Genomic DNA, 14,926 nt, shown 5'->3' with positions numbered 1-14,926 from the left:
GTCGGTTCGTGTGGCAGGGGCACGGACCTGCGAACCTAGACAAGACGCTCGCCTCGTGACGTGACCGGTGCCACGAAAACGCCCTTTCAGTGCTGTTTTGTGAGGATACCCACAGGTTCAGGGGCGGATGCCCGCAGCGGCCTCTCGAAAGACTGGACCCGTACCCCACCACCCAGCATGATGACGAAGCCATGACAACGCACATCGCATCTCGGGAGGGCGAGACCGTGCGCGGAGCCTTCGTCAGGGCCACACTGGCCGCAGTTCTTCTCCTGGCACCCCTGCTGTCAGCGCCCGACGCCGCGGCCGGACAACAGCCCGCCCCCGAGATCGCCGCCCCGCTCGAAGCGGCGACAGTGTCGACGCCCGGCTGGACGCCGCCGCTCAGCACGCGGGGCCGCTGGATCGTCGACGCGAACGGCGATCGCTTCAAACTGCGCTCCGGCAACTGGCACGGTGCCAGCGGCACTTGGAACGGCTCGGGCAGCGCGGACGACGACGCCCATCACCACGCCGGGGAGAACTCCGGCCGGATCCCGCTCGGCCTGGACCGCGCGCCCATGGCCGAGATCATCGCCGGCTTCCGGGAGATCGGGATCAACAGCATCCGGCTGCCCTTCTCCAACGAGATGATCCATGACGGCCGCCCCGTCACGGACGCCGCCGTCGCCGCCAACCCCGCCCTGCGCGGCAGGACACCCTTGCAGGTGTACGACGTCGTCGTCCGCGAACTCACCGACGCCGGCCTCGCGGTGATCCTGAACAACCACACCAACACCACCCGCTGGTGCTGCGGCATCGACGGCAACGAACGCTGGAACGCGAGCCGGTCCACCGGAACCTGGGAGGACGACTGGCTGTTCATGGTCCGCCGCTACCGGGACAACCAGCGTGTCGTCGGCGCCGACCTCTACAACGAGGTGCGCCGCTCCGTCTGGGACGACCCCAACTGGGGGCTCGGCGACAACCACGACTGGTTCGCCGCCTCGCAGCATGTCGCCGACCGCATCCTGACGGAGGCCGATCCGGATCTGCTGATCATCGTCGAGGGCATCAACTGGACCGGCATCCCCATTGACGGGTTCGCACACGAACGCCCCACCCTGGAGCCCGTACGCCGTCTCTCGCACACGCTCGTCGACTCCGGCAAGCTCGTGTACTCCGCCCATTTCTACGACTACACGGGCCCGAACCACACCGGCGCCACCGGAACCGGTGAGACCAGCGACCCCCGCTACCGCGACCTGAGCCCGGCCGAACTGGTCCAGGTGCTCGACCGCCAGGCCTTCTACGTGACCGCCGAGCAGAACCAGCACTTCACCGCCCCCGTCTGGATCAGCGAGTTCGGCATCGGAGGCCGCGACGAGACCGGCGAGAAGCAGCGCGCCTGGTTCGAGCGCTTCGTCGACCAACTGATCCGCACCGACGCCGACTTCGCCTACTGGCCCCTGGTCGGCTGGCACCAGAACCGCAAGGGCAACGGCTGGGCGCTGTTGCACTGGGACGCCCAGGGGCACCGTATGGGCCTGTACGACGGCGACGACTGGCGGGCCGCAGCCTGGACCCGGCTCATCCGAGCCGGCAGCCGGTCCGGGCGCGTGGACCCCGTACCGGAGTGGTCCCTGCTGAGCCCGGACCACGGCGACTTCGTCGCCTCGCGGCGCATGCGCGCCCTGCCCGACTGGGATCGCGGCGCCCGCAAGGCGGTGTGCCCCGACGGGCAGCGACTGCTCGGCCTCAGCCACACGGGCAACCGGGGCCTGTGCTCGGACGTGTCCGCGGGCTCCTTGTGGGACGCGGGCGCGGGACACGAGGTGGTCGTCGACGAACGGCATGTCGCACCGGGCCGGGACTGGGCTTCGGGATACACCAAACTCCAGTGCGCCGACGGCCAGTTCCTGACCGGCTACAGCGTCCGCGGCTCGGCCGTCTCCGCCGCCCTGTGCGCGGCGGCCCCGGCCGGGAAGCTCGGCACGGGCGGCCGTACGGTGTGGTTCGACCGGGGCGACAGCAGAGGCTCGGCCCCCAAGGGCGGTGACTTCGCGTACGGCCACTACAAGGGCCAGTGTGCGGACGACGAGTACGCGGCCGGGATCGCGTACACCGGCCGGGTGGGCTCGGGCAGGACACCGGACGCGCTGTACTGCCGACAACTGGGCTGACCCGCCGGACAATTCAGGACGACCGCCTCTTTGGGGATCCCGCCCCACCCGGGCTGGATCATGACCGATGATGGGCGGGCCATGACCAAGCACCGTACGACGCCCCGTCACGCACCGCTCCCCGTTCTGCGGGCCGCGGTGTTCGCGCTCGTCGGGACGGTGCTCGGGATGAGCTCGCACCACTTGGTCGGCCAAGGGCCGATGCCATGGCGGCAGTCGGCGGCGGCTGCCGCGGTGCTCTTCGGGCTGGGCCTGGCCGGGACACGACGCCCGCGTTCGCTCCTCGCGGTCGTGGCGGCGTGCGGTGCCGCACAGGCCGGGCTGCATCTGTGGCTCGTGACGGAACGTCCGGCCGGTTCGGCCTCCACTGCCCTGCATGTGCATCACGGCATGGACGTCCCCATGGCATGGCACGACCGGCTGCACGGCTCACTGGCGATGACCGCCGTGCACGCCGCCGCAGCCGTACTCGTCGCCGTGCTGCTGCACCGCGCGGACACGGTGTGCTGGTCCCTGGCGCGCGGCCTGCCGGCCACGGTCGACGCGGCACGGGCGCGCATCGCCTCGGTGTGGACGCTGCTCGGCGAGCGAACGGCGGCGCCGGAAACCGGTATCCCGGGGCTCGTTCGCGCCCGCTGGGAACGACCGCCTCTCACGGGGGCGGTGCTCTGGAACGTGGTGGTACGGAGGGGCCCTCCCCGGGCGGACTCGCTCACGCCATCCGACCTTGCCGGGACGGCCGTTCAGCCGCCCCGGATCCCCCACGCCTGGAGACACCCATGTTCCATGTCACGAGCAAGCACAGCACCGCCCGCCGCCTGACCGTGCTGACCGCGGCCACCGCCGCGGCCGTCTGTCTCACCGCGGGCCCGGCCTTCGCCCACGTCGAGGTCGAGGCCGACAAGGCCCAGGCCCTCGCCGAGAACGTCGAGATCAGCTTCGACGCCGAGTCGGAGTCCGACACCGCCGGGATCACCGAGGTGCGTGTGGTCCTGCCGGAGGGCATCGCACCCGCCGACGTCACCTACGGCGAAGGCCCCAAAGGCTGGAAGTTCACGGCCGGCGACGACGGCTACACGGTCGAGGGCCCGGCGCTGAAGGCAGGCGTCAACGCCGAGTACTCCGTCGTCGTCAAGCAGCTCCCGGACGCGGAAAAGCTGGCGTTCAAGACCCTGCAGACGTACAGCGACGGGCGGATCGACCGCTGGATCGAGCTGGACCAGGACGGCGAGAACCCCGCGCCCACGCTCAAGCTGAGGCCGGCCGCACCGGGGGCGAAGCCCGCCAGCCCGTCCCCGGCCGAGTCCGAGACCGCCTCATCGTCGCCCACTCCCGTGGAGACGGAGCCCTCGTCCTCCCCTGCCGCCGAGGCGAAGGAGAAGGACGACGACAGCGGACTGTCCACCGGCGCCTGGGTCGGCATCGGCGTGGCGGTGGTCGTCGTGGCGGGCGGCGCGGTGTATGCCGTACGCCGTCGCACCAGCGACCAGGGATAGCCGGGCACGCACTCCCAGCCGGGCCGGCCCGGCCCGACCGTCAGGCGTCAGGCGTCAGGCGTCAGGCGTCAGGCGTCGAAACGGAGACGGGAGGCCTCGATGTCGCCGAGGTACCGGCGCGTCCAGGCGCACAGTCCGTCGATCGTCTCTCGCAGGGCCCGGCCCGGCTCGGTGAGGGTGTACTCCACCCGCGGTGGCACGGTGGGGTGCACCCTCCGCTCGACCAGACCGTTGCGCTCCAGCATGCGCAGGTTCTGGGTGAGCATCTTGTGGCTGATGCCCTCGATCTCGTTGCGCAACTCGCTGAAGCGCAGGGTGCGTTCACCGAGAAACTCGATGATCAGCAGGGCCCACTTGTTGGCGACGTCGGAGAAGATCTCCCGCGCCAGTGAGTCCGCCCGCGCCAGGTCCGCGTCCTCGGGCGAGCCCTTGAACTGCTTGGTCACCATACGGTTCCCCAGTCACCGAAAAGTGCGTTCTTCCATGTCAGCGTTCACTCTCCTACGGTTTCCGAGTAACCACAAGTGACCACGGGCCCGCGGGCTCGCACACAAGGAGGCAGCCAGCATGGCCATCACCCTGGTGAACCCCACCGGATTGCCCACGATCGACGTCTACCGCCAGGTGTCGATCGCGTCGGGATCGAAGCTGGTCTTCATCGCCGGGCAGGTCGCCTGGGATGCCGATGGAGTCACCGTCGGCGAAGGTGATCTCGCCGCCCAGGTCGAACAGTGCTACCTCAATATCGCCACCGCCCTGGCCGGGGCCGGTGCGTCCTTCGACGACGTGGCCAAACTGACCGTCCACGTCGTCGACTGGACCCCCGACAAGATGCCCCGGCTCCTGGAGGGGATCACGCGGGCGTCCGCGACGCTGGGGGTGACCCCGGTACCCCCGGCCACGCTGCTGGGCGTCGCGGCACTGGACGTGCCCGAGCATCTGGTCGAGATCGAAGCCACCGCGGTGGTCGACTGATGACCTGTGAGGTAGAACGCCCGAAGAGCACGAGCGGCGAGGAGCAGAGTCTCCGGATTCTCCGCTCCTCGCCCCTCAACGCTCCAGATGGGCCTCCGTGATCGCCAAGGCCGCCGCCATGATGCTCAGTTGCGGGTTCACCTCGGGACAGCCGGGGAGCACCGACGCGTCCGCGACCAGCACGCCGTGCACGCCACGGAGCCGTCCCGCCCCGTCCGCGGGGAAGCGCTGCGGGTCCGCGCCCGCGGCGACCGTGCCGGTGGGGTGGTACGCGGAGAGGTGAAGCTGCCGCGCGCTCGTGGCGGCGAGGACCTCGTCGAGGTCCGTCATGCTGCGTACCCGGGGTGTGGCGGGGATGCCGGTGAGCACTTCCTCGGCGCCCGCTGCGAACAGCAGCTCGCCCATGGCGCGCACCGCCCGCAGCAGACGGCCCGCGTCGCGGCGGTGCAGGTCGTAGCGGAGCAGGGTGCGGTCGCGGCCGAGCACCCGGCCGCCGGGCAGGTCGGCGATCATCGCGCCGAGGGTGGCGAGCCGGTCGGCGCCTTCCAGTTCACGGCGCAGCTCGCCACCGAGACCGGGCAGCACGAACGAGCCCATGCCGGGCGGAGTGGCGGTGGCCTCGATGAGGACGCCCTCGTCGTGGTGCTCCTCCACGCCGACGCTCTGCAGCACGCCTTCCCAGGCGGTGACCGGTTCCGCGAAGCGCCCGGCGACGCTGGTGGCCGGGTGGACGCTGAGGTTGCGGCCCAGTCGGGGATGGCGGCCGAGGCTCGAGCGGCGTAGCAGCGGCGGCGATCCGAGGGCGCCCGCGGCGATGACGACCAGCGGCGCGAGGATCTCGAACCCGCCGTCCTCCCGGTGCACCCGCGCCCCCGCCGCGCGCGGTCCGCCGGGCCGGTCCGCGTCGATGAGCACGCGCTCCACCCGCGCTCCGGTGACGATGCGGGCGCCCGCGGCGCAGGCGTCGGGCAGCACGGACAGCTGCACGCTCTGTTTGGCGCCGGTCGGGCAGCCCACGACGCACTGGCAGGAGCCCCGGCAGCCGGGCGCGTTGCGGCGCAGGGGTGCCGCCTGCCAGCCGAGCCTGTCTGCGCCGGCGAGCGCGATCTTGCCGTTGGCGCCGAGGACGTCCAGCGGCTGGGTGGCCACCCGCAGGGTGCGCTCGGCCTCGTCCAGATGACGGGCGAAGCCCTCGGCGAGGCCGAATCCGAAATCCGTGCTCCAGCGGGCGAGAACATGGTCCGGAGTGCGGTAGCAGGTGCCGGAGTTGACGACGGTGGTGCCGCCGACGGCCCGGCCGACCGGCAGCAGCAGCGGCACTCTGCCGACGGCGACGGTCGCTCCGCCGTCCCGGTACAGCTCCGCGAACCGTTCGAGCGGCGGGCGGCGGCCGAACGACTCGGTGGAGTGGTGCTGTCCTTCCTCCAGGACGACCACGGCGAGCCCGGCCCGGGCCAGGGTCCGTGCGGCCGTGGCCCCGCCCGCGCCGGAGCCGATGACGACGGCGTCGGCGGTGGAGCGCGCGGGCCAGGCGTGCGCGGACACACAGTCGAGCGGCGGGTCGGTCCGCGCGGGCCCGCGCGCCGGGAGGCCGTCCTCGAGCATCCGCTCGGTCCCGGCCGCGAGGAGCAGGGGCACTTTGAGTACGTCCAGCAGCGGCAGCAGCGCGGGCCGTGCGACGAGCCCGGCCAGCACCGACTCACGCTCGGGCCCGGTCAGCGCGGCCAGTCCGCGTCCGGTGCGTGCCCTGGCGTAGGCGTCGAGACCGCGCGCCGCCGCCCGTACGCCGGCCCGGGCAGGAAGCGGCATCGAGGCGAGCACCGTCTCCAGCCTCGCGGGGACGCGGGCGGGCCAGTGGGCGGTGCCGTCGTCGGCGAGGACGGCGGCCACCAGGCCGGTGAGGCTCATCGGGTGCCCACCTCCGCGTGGGCGGTGCCGTCCAGCGTCCACTCCCGCTCGGTGCGCCAGCCGCCGAACCACCACCGCTCCAGCAGGACATGGGCGTCGGCGCGTTCGGTGTTCCGGCAGATCGCGTGGGCGCCGTCGGGGTCGGTGTAGTCCAGGGCGAGGATGCGGTCCGCCGGCTGGGTGACCTCGACGCGGATCCGGCGCAGTCCGGTGCGTCCGGTGACCGTCCAGGTGGGCAGGCCGATGGCGGCGCGGAAGCGTCCCGCTCCGGCCCAGCCGACCGCCGCGCGCTCGGAGCGGCGCGGCCAGGTGCGACCGCCGCGTCGCAGACGGAGGAAGACCAGCGGGGGAAGCCTGCGCAGGCCCGGGCGCATGGAGACGGCGGCGACGATCTCCAGGACGTCGCCCCCGCCGAGGTCCGCGTGCAGCCAGGCCCAGCGGCGGGCGTTGCCGTGACCGTAGATCCGGGCGGACGCGCCCGGGGCCGCGGTGAGCGTCAGGGTCGTGTCGTCATGCGTGAAGGTCCCGTCGTACAGGGCCCGGGCGGCCGGAAGCATCTGGGCGGCGGGCAGCAGGGGCCGGCGCCAGGACCATCGGGGGAAGGTGAACAGCGGCTCCGCCATGGGCCGTTCGGTCAGCTTCCAGCGCAGGGTGCCGCCGTCGGCCTCGCCGGTCAGGCGTCCGGGCTCGACCGTGATGCCGTCCGCACGGAATCCGGCTTCGGTGGCGGTCCACGGGGCGGGTCCGAAGCGGGCGTGCCGTACGGGTCCGTCCTTGGGGAAGACGGCGGCCCAGCCGTGCGCGTACGGTTCGGATCCGTCGGCGGGCGCGGTGAGTTCGTGGTGCAGCCACAGCCCGCTGCCGGTCGCCGGGTCGGTGAGCGTGGTGTACCAGACCTCGGTACGGCCCCTCTCGCCCTGCCAGCGGGGCGCGAGGAGCGCGCCGGGGTTCTCCCGCCGCGGGAAACGGAAGCTCGCCAGGAACGGCACAAGCTGGGTGGTCAAGGGAAAGCGCAGGGTTCCCGTGCCGATGGGTGCGCCGTCCTCGTACAGGGTGTACGGCAGTACGGTCATCGAGGCCACGGGGCTGCGCGGCGTCACGGACTTCCAGCCGTCGAGGGTCACCCGTCGGCCGTCGGCGGTGAACGCGATGCGGTAGCGGATACGACGCCGGGCGAGCGGCGAGATCTCCAACTCGCCGTGGGCGTCCGGGTCGTCGGCCCAGCCCGCGATCCGTATCCGGCCGGTGGCGCGGGCGTCGGTCGTGCCGGTCGGCCGCATGACGCGGTCCGCCGAGACCGTCAGGTCCAGACGTATCGGGCGGGTGCGGTCCTCCTCGTCGAGCCGCAGGGTGCCGAGCATGGCTTCACGGAAGACGGTCCCGCGAGCGGGGGTGGTGCCGCTCGCGCCCGGAACGGGGCGTGTGCTCATGCAAGACCCTCCAGCATGATCCGTTCGGTCACCGTCAGATACTCCTCGGCCGCGCGGCGGGCGCCGGCCTCGTCGCCGGCGGTGACCGCGTCCACGACCGGCCTCAGGCGCTCGTGGGCCGCGGAGGCGTCCGTGAACGGGCCCCTGAGTGCGGCGCGCACCGGCAGATAGGCGTTGAAGAGCGTGTTGGTCAGCAGGACGTAGACGCGGTTGCCGGTGGCGTGGGCCAGGGCCCGGTGCACCTCGATGTCCGCGAGCTGTACGGCGTCGCCGCCCTCCGCCTCCCCCACGGCGGTCAGCAGGCCGCGCAGCTCGGCGCGTTGTCCGTCGCTCGCCCGGGCCGCTGCGCGCTCGGCGATCAACGCGCCGATGCTGCGCCGCACTTCGAAGATCTCGCCGATCCAGTCGGGGCTGTGCCGGACCAGCATCGGCAGCAGATCGGCTCCGCCGAGCCGCAGATAGTCACGCACCCGGGTGCCGACGCCGTGCCGGGTCTCCAGCAGTCCGGCCTGCACCAGGCGGCCGAAGGCGTGCTTGAGGGTCGTACGGGTGACGCCGTAGCCGTCGGCGAGCCTCCGCTCCGGTGGCAGATAGCTTCCGGCCGGGTGCCGTCCGGTGAGGATGTCCTCACGCAGCCGGCTCTCCAGCACGTCGACGATGGTTTCGCGGGGCAGTGCCTCCACGCCGTCCTCCCCGGTGGCTCAGTGGATGAGCCACTCAACCAACACGGGTTGAGGAAGTCAATGCCCTCCACGACAGGCCGTGGCAACGAGCGGGTCAACGGGTCTCTCGGCCTGCTCGACATGACGCCCTACGGCCGCGGCGAGGCGTGGGAGGACAACCCCCAGGGCTGGCCGGAGGGGGGCAGCCCGTGCTGGTCCTGGCGCTCGGACGCGGACGGGAACGACACCTGGGGCCCGACCAGCCGCCCCGTGCCGCAGTGGACCCGCCCCGGCGCGACCCCCGTGGAGTCCCTCGGCCGGCACGGCCACCACCACTGATACGCCGCGGGGTGGTGTTGTCACTCGCTGATCCGTGTACCTGGTCCGCGGCGGGATCGCCAGCGCCGGTTATGGGGTCCGGTTGTCGTCCACCCGCTCTCCCTCCGCCTGGGACGGCTCGGTCCTGGGGACATCCGGGTGCTGCTCCATGGCCGCAGTCTCGGCCGGTTCGTCGCGTTCGCCCTCGGCCTGGGAGGGGGTGTGGGAGTACAGCATGGAGTCGTACTCCGAGGCTCCGGTCGTCATGGCGGGCCTCCCTCGGTCGCTCACACCCATCCTCCCCCCTCGACCGGGGCGGGGCGAGAGCAGTCGGGGGCGGTGCCCAGGCGATCACGAGTATCTGATCGTCGGGGCGATGGCGGAGCGGGCGGGCCTTGTCGCCGGGCCGGTGAACGCGATACAGAACAGATGGACGGGCTGCCGTACGCACAAGGCGGATGGACACAACAGTCGACCCCATGGTGGCGTGATGTGCTGGAGTGCGACGGCCGATCTCATAGCGGGCGCCGGTATCACCACCGTCGGAGTGGCCTGCGTGGCGCGGGCGCCCAGTCGGTGGGATCTGCCGCTCGCCGCACTGCCGTTGCTGCTCGGGGCACACCAGATCGTCGAGTCGGCGGTCTGGGACTCGGGGGGCGGTCGAGGACCTGCCACCGTTGTCTGGGCCGTCATCGCTTTGCCCCTGCTGGCCGTTTGGGTGCCCGCGGCAACATGGAGTGCCGCCCCGCCACAGGCCCGACCCCGCCTGATCCTCCCGCTCGCGGCCGGAGCCGCGACTGCCGCGGTGCTCGCCCACGCCCTTGCCGCCGGCCCGGTCACGGCGGAGATCCGCGGCCGTACGGTCGGCTACGCGCTCGACGTTCCCCACCCACCTGTGCTCGTCGCGGGCTACCTCCTCGCCACCATCGGCTCTTTGCTGCTGTCCGGGGACCGACGGCTGCTGGTGCTGGGGATTCTGGTCGCCGTGGGCGCACTGGTCTGCTGGACGCTGTGGCGACTGGAGTTCGTCTCGACATGGTGCGCGTTCGCTGCGGTGTGCTCGGTGATCCTGCTCGGCTGGGTCCGAGCGCGAGCCCGAGCCCGGGAGCGGGAGCGGGTACCGTCGGCTCCTTAGAATGAGCCCATGCCTTCCACCACCCGACGACGCTCCAGCGCCGCTGACCGGCGGTCCGCACTCGAGACGCGGATCCTGTCCGTGATCGAGGAGCTACTGCGCGGTGGTGTGACGTACACCGAGCTGAGCGTGGAGCAGATCGCCAACGCCGCGGGCATCTCGCGGTCCACGTTCTATCTGTACTTCCGCGACAAGGTGGATGTCCTGCTCCGGCTGAGCGGCTCGCTCAAGACGGAGAGTCACGCCATCGCCTCCTCGTGGTGGCCCAGCGATCCGGACGGCGGGCTCGACGGCCTGGCTCGTACCTACGAGCTCATCCTGGCCCACTACCGCGAGCACGCCGCACTCCTGTCTGCGATCAACGAGGTCGCCGCCTACGACCCCGCGGTCCGGGAGGCATGGACGGCGGATCAGGGCCGATTCATCGACCACGTGGTGACGGTGCTGAAGGAGGAGCAGCAGGCCGGCCGGACCCCCGCGGACATCGACCCCGAGCTCGCCGCCAGGGTCATCGTCCAGGGCGGCGCTCAGGTCATCGCCCAGCAGGTGTCCGGCAGCGACGCGGACGACACCGCGGTCGCCCGCGAGCTGGCGACGGGCTACTGGTACGGCGTGTTCCGCCGTGCCCCGGAAGCGGCTGCCGGCTGATCGGCGCCGAGACCCCATCCACACCACGTACCGCCTGAAACAGGAAACAGGGAAACAGGGCAGGCCTGGACCAGGCGCGCCTCCATCCTTGGACATTACGTTGGACAGTGTGTCCGATGAACCTCTAGGGTCCCCACTGAGCGCTGAACAGCGCACGACCTGTCTCTGACTGACAGAAGGGGATCTTTCGTGACTGATGGAATTGCCCGTCCGACTCTGCTCCTGGTGCACGGGGCATGGCACGGCGCATGGTGCTGGGAGAAGCTGACGGCAGTGCTGCACACCGACGGATGGCGGGTTCGGGCGATCGACCTGCCGAGCGCCGGCGGACGGGCCGGCATGCAGGACGACGCACAGGCGGTGCTCGCAGAACTGGAGTTGATCGACGGCCCGGCCGTGGTCGTCGCGCACTCCTACGGCGGCATACCGGTCACCCAGGCCGTGGCCAAGGCGGGGAACGTGTCCCGCATCATCTATCTGGCATCTTTCCAACTCGACGTCGGCGACAGCCTCCTGGGGTTCTACGGCGCGCCCGTCCCGCCGCAGCCGGACGAGTTCGAGGCCGTACCGGACAATCCTGTCGCACTGTTCTACGGCGACGTGCCTCTCCCCGAGGCCGAGGCGGCCGTCCAGCGGCTGCTGCCGCAGAGCACGAGGTCCTTCAGCGACGCGCTGACCGAGGCGGGGTGGCACACCGTCCCGTCGACGTACATCATCTGCGAGGACGACCAGGCCCTGCCCGCCAACAGCCAGCAGGCGATGGCGGAAAGGTCCGGCGCGGTCCACCGGATCGAGAGCAGTCACTCGCCGTTCCTGTCGAAGCCGACGGAACTCGCCGCCCTCCTGTCGAAGATCGCCCTCGATACGGACGCCTGAGCCCAGCGCAGAGCCCTGCGGGCGTCCGTGGCTACCGCCTTCGGGTGAAATCCACCGGTAGCGTGTGGTGCGTTGCTTGACTGCTGCCCTACATTCCCACTCAAAAGGTTCAGACCTCCGCATGACCGTCCATGGGTCCCGGATCCATGCCGCAGAGATGGGTCTGATTGATGGTCAATTTCCTGGGGAGCGACCAGTGTCTCGGGCTGCCCGTGCGCAGCGACCCTCCGACCACCTTCGAGTATGTGGCAGCCGAGTACTGGGTCCGGGAGAGCTACCGCCGCTATTTCGGACGACGAACTCAACAGCAAGCTCTCCGTCCTCCGCGACGCGGCGGTACCGCAGATCAAACTGCGGCTGCCCACGCTTGCGCTCAAGTTCGCCAAAGGGTTCAAGAGCCTTTCCTGGCCCACCGAGTTCGTCGTACGGCCGAGCGGGTTCCGGCTGGCCCCCTGGGAGCGCATCCTCCCGCTGCCGGTGCGGATCAGCGGCAGTGGCACAGCTCGTACCGCGGCCCCGACCTCCGGCACAGACATCGCCATGACGTCCAGCCTCCCGACCATCGCCTGAGGCGCGCAACGTACGAGCCGCTCCTCATCTGCCGGCCGCCGTGCGGCAGGATGGAGGCATGAGCGTAGTCAAGATCAATGTACTGACCGTCCCCGCCGAACAGCGGGAGACGCTGGAGAAGCGCTTCGCCTCCCGTGCCCATGCCGTCGAGAGCTCCGACGGGTTCGAGTGGTTCGAACTGCTCCGTCCCGTGGAGGGCACCGACAGCTACCTCGTCTACACACGCTGGCGTGACGAGGAGTCCTTCCAGACCTGGATGGAGGGCCCCATGAAGGCGGCCCACCAGGGTGGCGACGCGCAGGGCGAACGCCCCAAGCCGGCGGCGAGCGGGTCCACGCTGTGGTCCTTCGAGGTCGTGCAGCAGGCGGCGCCGACAACCGCGTAGGACAATGCGTTACGGCGACGCGAGCAGAACCGGCTTTCGGCTGCTCGCGTCGCCGTGACGTGCGGCACCGCGCTTCCCTGGCCGGGGGAACGCCCGGGAGCCCAGCCGATCAATAGGCCGACAACTTCGGTCGCTTCCGGTCTTCGTCGTCCCTGAGCCCCGGTCAACCACTAGTGTCCCGGCAACTCAGCACCCCGGGGGATGCCATGGACCCATTGGTGACGTTCACCACGCTCGCGGCCTCCAGCCTGGCCACGGCCGGCGGCGAAGCGTGGAAGTCCGCCCTCGAACGGCTGCGGTCGCGCCAGTCGGCCAACGAGCCGCAGAACGGCGGGCCTTCGTCGCGCGGGCACGACGCCGATGGCTCCCCTTCGGCCCCGGACGGCGCGGACGACGCCCCCGCTCCGGCTGCGAGTCCGAGCCAGGCGGCGCTGTCCGCGTTGCTGGAGGAGTACTACACCAAAGTCGGCCGACGCGCCGATGTCAGCTTCTTCGCGGCGATCGCCGCGGCCGTCCTCGGCTACCTGATCATCACCGCGGGCATCCTCGTGGGCATCTACCACTCGGACGACACGGTCCTCGCGGTGGTCACCACGGCATCCGGGATCTTCTCGCAGGTGCTGTCGTTCTTCTTCTTCCGCAACCGTGCCGAGGAACGGAAGATGATGATCCAGGCCCTGGGCGATCTGCGCCAGGACGCCGAGCGCGACGCCCGCGCCTCCCGGGCCCTGGAGCTCGTCTGCCAGGTCCAGCAGCATCAACTGCGCGACAACCTCGCCGCCGCCATCGCCCTCGAACTCAGCGGTGTGTCACCCGACTTGAAGAACCTGCACAGTTCCCTGCAGCTCTTCGCCACCCACACCGCCCCGGCTCACAGCAACGGGCACGCCCCCTCCGACCCGCCTCCCCCGGCCACCGCACAGCCGACGGATCAACCCGCCTGACAGCTGCGACCGGACACAGGTCGGCGTCCGCCGTACGGGTCCCGCGCGGTGGTGCCCGGAGTGTTGTCCCCGGGACCCTTTCGAAGATCGGCTCATAGTGCCCGTATGACGCGCATCCGTACGGCGGTGCTGTGTGCTGCCGCCCTCGTCGCCACAACCCTTCAGACGGCGGCGGTGAACGCCGCCCCCGCGCACCACGACCAGGCGTGCACCACCACCCGGCAGCCGCGGGGCCAGGCCCGCGAGGTCCTGGACATCGTCCGCGAGGCCCAGGAGGACCTCGGCCTCAGGGCCGCTCTGGTCCGCGTCGATGTCGGCGGGCGCGAACTCGTCACCGGTGCGTTCGGGGAGTCCTTGACGGACGTGCCCGCCACGCCCGCCATGCACTTCCGCGCCGGCTCGGTGGCGATCACCTACCTGGGCACGGTTCTGCTTCAGCTCGTCGAGGAACGCAAGGTGAGCCTCGACGCTCCCGTCTCCCGCTGGCTGCCCGACCTGCCGCACGCCGACGAGATCACCCTGCGCATGCTCGGCGACTCGACGTCGGGCCTGCACGACTACGTCACCGACCCGGTCTTCCTCCAGAAGCTGTACGCCGACCCGTGGCGGCACTGGACCCCCGAGGAACTCGTCGGCATCTCGACGAGCCACCCGCTGTGGTACGAGCCCGGCACCAACTGGAGCTACTCGCACGCCAACTTCGTGCTCCTCGGCCGTGCCCTGGAGGAGATCACCGGCACCCGCCTCGATCGCCTCCTGGAACAACGGATCACGAGGCCGCTCCGTCTGCGCAACACGCAGAACAAGTTCACCGCGCTCATCCCGCAGCCCGTCCTGCACGCCTACGACGACGAACGCGGTATCTACGAGGAGTCCAGCTTCTGGGACCCGTCCTGGACCACTGCCCCCGGCGCCGTGCTGACCACGGACATCTGCGACCTCGCCCGCTCCGGGCAGGGGATCGGCGCGGGCGAACTGCTCTCCCCGGCCGCCTTCCGCGTCCAGCTGAACCCGGGCACGGTGGGCCTCGGCCACCCCACGGACACGTGTCCCGCCACGGTCTGCCTGCCGATGACCGAGGGGTTCCACTTCGGCGTCGGCGTCATCGTCAAGAACGGCTGGGTGCTGACGAACCCGTCCTTCTCCGGCTACGCGGCCATCATGGCGTACGAACCACACCACCGCCTGTCCATCGCGGTGTCCACAACAAAGGGCCCGAACGCCCCGGCGGGCAACAACGCCCAGACCATCGCCGAACAGATCGCGGCCGTGCTGGCCCCTGATCACCCGCTCGCGGACTAGAAGGCTGCTGAAAATCTTTTGCGTTCTGGCCCCAGACCGGGTGGTCCGGGGCCAGTCTTGTGAGCATGCAGGGGGAATGGGCCGGGGAGATGGTCGGGCCGGATGTGTGGGAGAC

General features: G+C 70.9%; 16 protein-coding genes and 1 pseudogene. 12 read left to right on the top strand and 5 right to left on the bottom strand.

The window, feature by feature from the left end; genetic code table 11:
- Positions 1–191 precede the first annotated feature (191 nt).
- The 3 genes from F7R91_RS20755 (at position 192) to F7R91_RS20745 (ending at position 3,658) form a co-directional block, all read left to right on the top strand.
- Entirely contained in the window at positions 192–2,162 is a 1,971-nt protein-coding gene (locus F7R91_RS20755) for a glycoside hydrolase family 5 protein (protein ID WP_150950582.1), read from the top strand.
- A gap of 81 nt (positions 2,163–2,243) precedes the next feature.
- Positions 2,244–2,984, top strand: a complete 741-nt coding sequence (locus F7R91_RS20750; RefSeq protein ID WP_225320710.1) for a hypothetical protein — start codon at positions 2,244–2,246, stop codon at positions 2,982–2,984.
- Positions 2,942–3,658, top strand: a complete 717-nt coding sequence (locus F7R91_RS20745; protein WP_150950581.1) for a DUF1775 domain-containing protein — start codon at positions 2,942–2,944, stop codon at positions 3,656–3,658. Before F7R91_RS20750 ends, F7R91_RS20745 begins: the two co-directional genes overlap by 43 nt.
- A 68-nt stretch (positions 3,659–3,726) precedes the next feature.
- Here the strand turns inward: F7R91_RS20745 and F7R91_RS20740 are convergent, their stop codons facing one another.
- A complete protein-coding gene (locus tag F7R91_RS20740; RefSeq protein ID WP_150950580.1) occupies positions 3,727–4,107 on the bottom strand; it encodes a winged helix-turn-helix transcriptional regulator in 381 nt (126 codons plus the stop codon).
- A 118-nt stretch (positions 4,108–4,225) separates the two neighbouring features.
- Between F7R91_RS20740 and F7R91_RS20735 the strand changes: the two genes are divergently transcribed.
- Complete coding sequence (locus F7R91_RS20735) at positions 4,226–4,633, top strand: RidA family protein (RefSeq protein WP_150950579.1); 408 nt, start codon at positions 4,226–4,228, stop codon at positions 4,631–4,633.
- 75 nt (positions 4,634–4,708) lie between these two features.
- Here F7R91_RS20735 and F7R91_RS20730 read toward each other — a convergent pair whose 3' ends face one another.
- The 3 genes from F7R91_RS20730 to F7R91_RS20720 are packed head-to-tail and all read right to left on the bottom strand — an operon-like array spanning position 4,709 to position 8,654.
- On the bottom strand, positions 4,709–6,541 hold the full coding sequence (locus tag F7R91_RS20730) for a GMC family oxidoreductase (protein WP_150950578.1): 1,833 nt from the start codon (positions 6,539–6,541) through the stop codon (positions 4,709–4,711).
- Entirely contained in the window at positions 6,538–7,971 is a 1,434-nt protein-coding gene (locus F7R91_RS20725; RefSeq protein ID WP_150950577.1) for a hypothetical protein, read from the bottom strand. The genes F7R91_RS20730 and F7R91_RS20725 overlap by 4 nt, the downstream gene beginning before the upstream one ends.
- A complete protein-coding gene (locus tag F7R91_RS20720; protein ID WP_150950576.1) occupies positions 7,968–8,654 on the bottom strand; it encodes a FadR/GntR family transcriptional regulator in 687 nt (228 codons plus the stop codon). The genes F7R91_RS20725 and F7R91_RS20720 overlap by 4 nt, the downstream gene beginning before the upstream one ends.
- Positions 8,655–8,720: 66 nt before the next feature.
- On the opposite strand from F7R91_RS20720, the pseudogene F7R91_RS20715 reads away from it, so the two are divergent.
- Positions 8,721–8,972, top strand: a pseudogene (locus tag F7R91_RS20715) (DUF899 domain-containing protein); the annotation flags it as partial.
- Positions 8,973–9,041: 69 nt separating this feature from the next.
- Here the strand turns inward: F7R91_RS20715 and F7R91_RS42095 are convergent.
- Entirely contained in the window at positions 9,042–9,218 is a 177-nt protein-coding gene (locus tag F7R91_RS42095) for a hypothetical protein (protein ID WP_191971572.1), read from the bottom strand.
- A gap of 223 nt (positions 9,219–9,441) precedes the next feature.
- Between F7R91_RS42095 and F7R91_RS20710 the strand changes: the two genes are divergently transcribed.
- From F7R91_RS20710 to F7R91_RS20680, 7 genes are all read left to right on the top strand, one after another.
- Positions 9,442–10,086, top strand: a complete 645-nt coding sequence (locus tag F7R91_RS20710; RefSeq protein WP_150950575.1) for a DUF6629 family protein — start codon at positions 9,442–9,444, stop codon at positions 10,084–10,086.
- 9 nt (positions 10,087–10,095) lie between these two features.
- The gene (locus F7R91_RS20705; protein WP_150950574.1) at positions 10,096–10,734 is read left to right on the top strand and encodes a TetR/AcrR family transcriptional regulator; all 639 of its coding nucleotides are present in this window, start codon (positions 10,096–10,098) and stop codon (positions 10,732–10,734) included.
- Between the two features lie 189 nt (positions 10,735–10,923).
- Positions 10,924–11,610 (top strand): alpha/beta fold hydrolase, encoded by a 687-nt coding sequence (locus F7R91_RS20700; protein ID WP_191971571.1) that lies wholly within the window; start codon positions 10,924–10,926, stop codon positions 11,608–11,610.
- A 243-nt stretch (positions 11,611–11,853) separates the two neighbouring features.
- Positions 11,854–12,180 carry a hypothetical protein gene (locus tag F7R91_RS20695; protein WP_150950572.1) on the top strand — a complete coding sequence of 109 codons (327 nt, stop codon included), beginning with the start codon at positions 11,854–11,856 and terminating at the stop codon, positions 12,178–12,180.
- Positions 12,181–12,238: 58 nt separating this feature from the next.
- Positions 12,239–12,565 (top strand): antibiotic biosynthesis monooxygenase family protein, encoded by a 327-nt coding sequence (locus F7R91_RS20690; RefSeq protein WP_150950571.1) that lies wholly within the window; start codon positions 12,239–12,241, stop codon positions 12,563–12,565.
- Positions 12,566–12,783: 218 nt separating this feature from the next.
- Positions 12,784–13,509: a TRADD-N-associated membrane domain-containing protein gene (locus F7R91_RS20685; RefSeq protein WP_150950570.1), complete on the top strand. Its 726-nt coding sequence runs from the start codon at positions 12,784–12,786 to the stop codon at positions 13,507–13,509.
- A gap of 105 nt (positions 13,510–13,614) precedes the next feature.
- Positions 13,615–14,811, top strand: coding sequence for a serine hydrolase domain-containing protein (locus F7R91_RS20680; protein ID WP_150950569.1), 1,197 nt, complete (start codon positions 13,615–13,617; stop codon positions 14,809–14,811).
- Positions 14,812–14,926: the final 115 nt, after the last annotated feature.

The sequence above is a fragment of the Streptomyces luteolifulvus genome, assembly GCF_008806595.1.
Classification (GTDB): Bacteria; Actinomycetota; Actinomycetes; order Streptomycetales; family Streptomycetaceae; genus Streptomyces; species Streptomyces luteolifulvus.
The sequence above is the reverse complement of the archived record's forward strand: the minus strand, read 5'-3'. Positions and strand labels throughout refer to the sequence as shown.

Bases quoted from the DNA above. Each gene is read 5' to 3' on its own strand.
- F7R91_RS20725 (WP_150950577.1), bottom strand. From the start codon at position 7,971: ATGAGCACACGCCCCGTTCCGGGCGCGAGCGGCACCACCCCCGCTCGC.
- F7R91_RS20680 (WP_150950569.1), top strand. From the start codon at position 13,615: ATGACGCGCATCCGTACGGCGGTGCTGTGTGCTGCCGCCCTCGTCGCC.
- F7R91_RS20695 (WP_150950572.1), top strand. From the start codon at position 11,854: ATGTGGCAGCCGAGTACTGGGTCCGGGAGAGCTACCGCCGCTATTTCG.
- F7R91_RS42095 (WP_191971572.1), bottom strand. From the start codon at position 9,218: ATGACGACCGGAGCCTCGGAGTACGACTCCATGCTGTACTCCCACACC.
- F7R91_RS20690 (WP_150950571.1), top strand. From the start codon at position 12,239: ATGAGCGTAGTCAAGATCAATGTACTGACCGTCCCCGCCGAACAGCGG.
- F7R91_RS20745 (WP_150950581.1), top strand. From the start codon at position 2,942: ATGTTCCATGTCACGAGCAAGCACAGCACCGCCCGCCGCCTGACCGTG.
- F7R91_RS20710 (WP_150950575.1), top strand. From the start codon at position 9,442: ATGTGCTGGAGTGCGACGGCCGATCTCATAGCGGGCGCCGGTATCACC.
- F7R91_RS20705 (WP_150950574.1), top strand. From the start codon at position 10,096: ATGCCTTCCACCACCCGACGACGCTCCAGCGCCGCTGACCGGCGGTCC.
- F7R91_RS20755 (WP_150950582.1), top strand. From the start codon at position 192: ATGACAACGCACATCGCATCTCGGGAGGGCGAGACCGTGCGCGGAGCC.
- F7R91_RS20740 (WP_150950580.1), bottom strand. From the start codon at position 4,107: ATGGTGACCAAGCAGTTCAAGGGCTCGCCCGAGGACGCGGACCTGGCG.
- F7R91_RS20750 (WP_225320710.1), top strand. From the start codon at position 2,244: ATGACCAAGCACCGTACGACGCCCCGTCACGCACCGCTCCCCGTTCTG.
- F7R91_RS20730 (WP_150950578.1), bottom strand. From the start codon at position 6,541: ATGAGCCTCACCGGCCTGGTGGCCGCCGTCCTCGCCGACGACGGCACC.
- F7R91_RS20735 (WP_150950579.1), top strand. From the start codon at position 4,226: ATGGCCATCACCCTGGTGAACCCCACCGGATTGCCCACGATCGACGTC.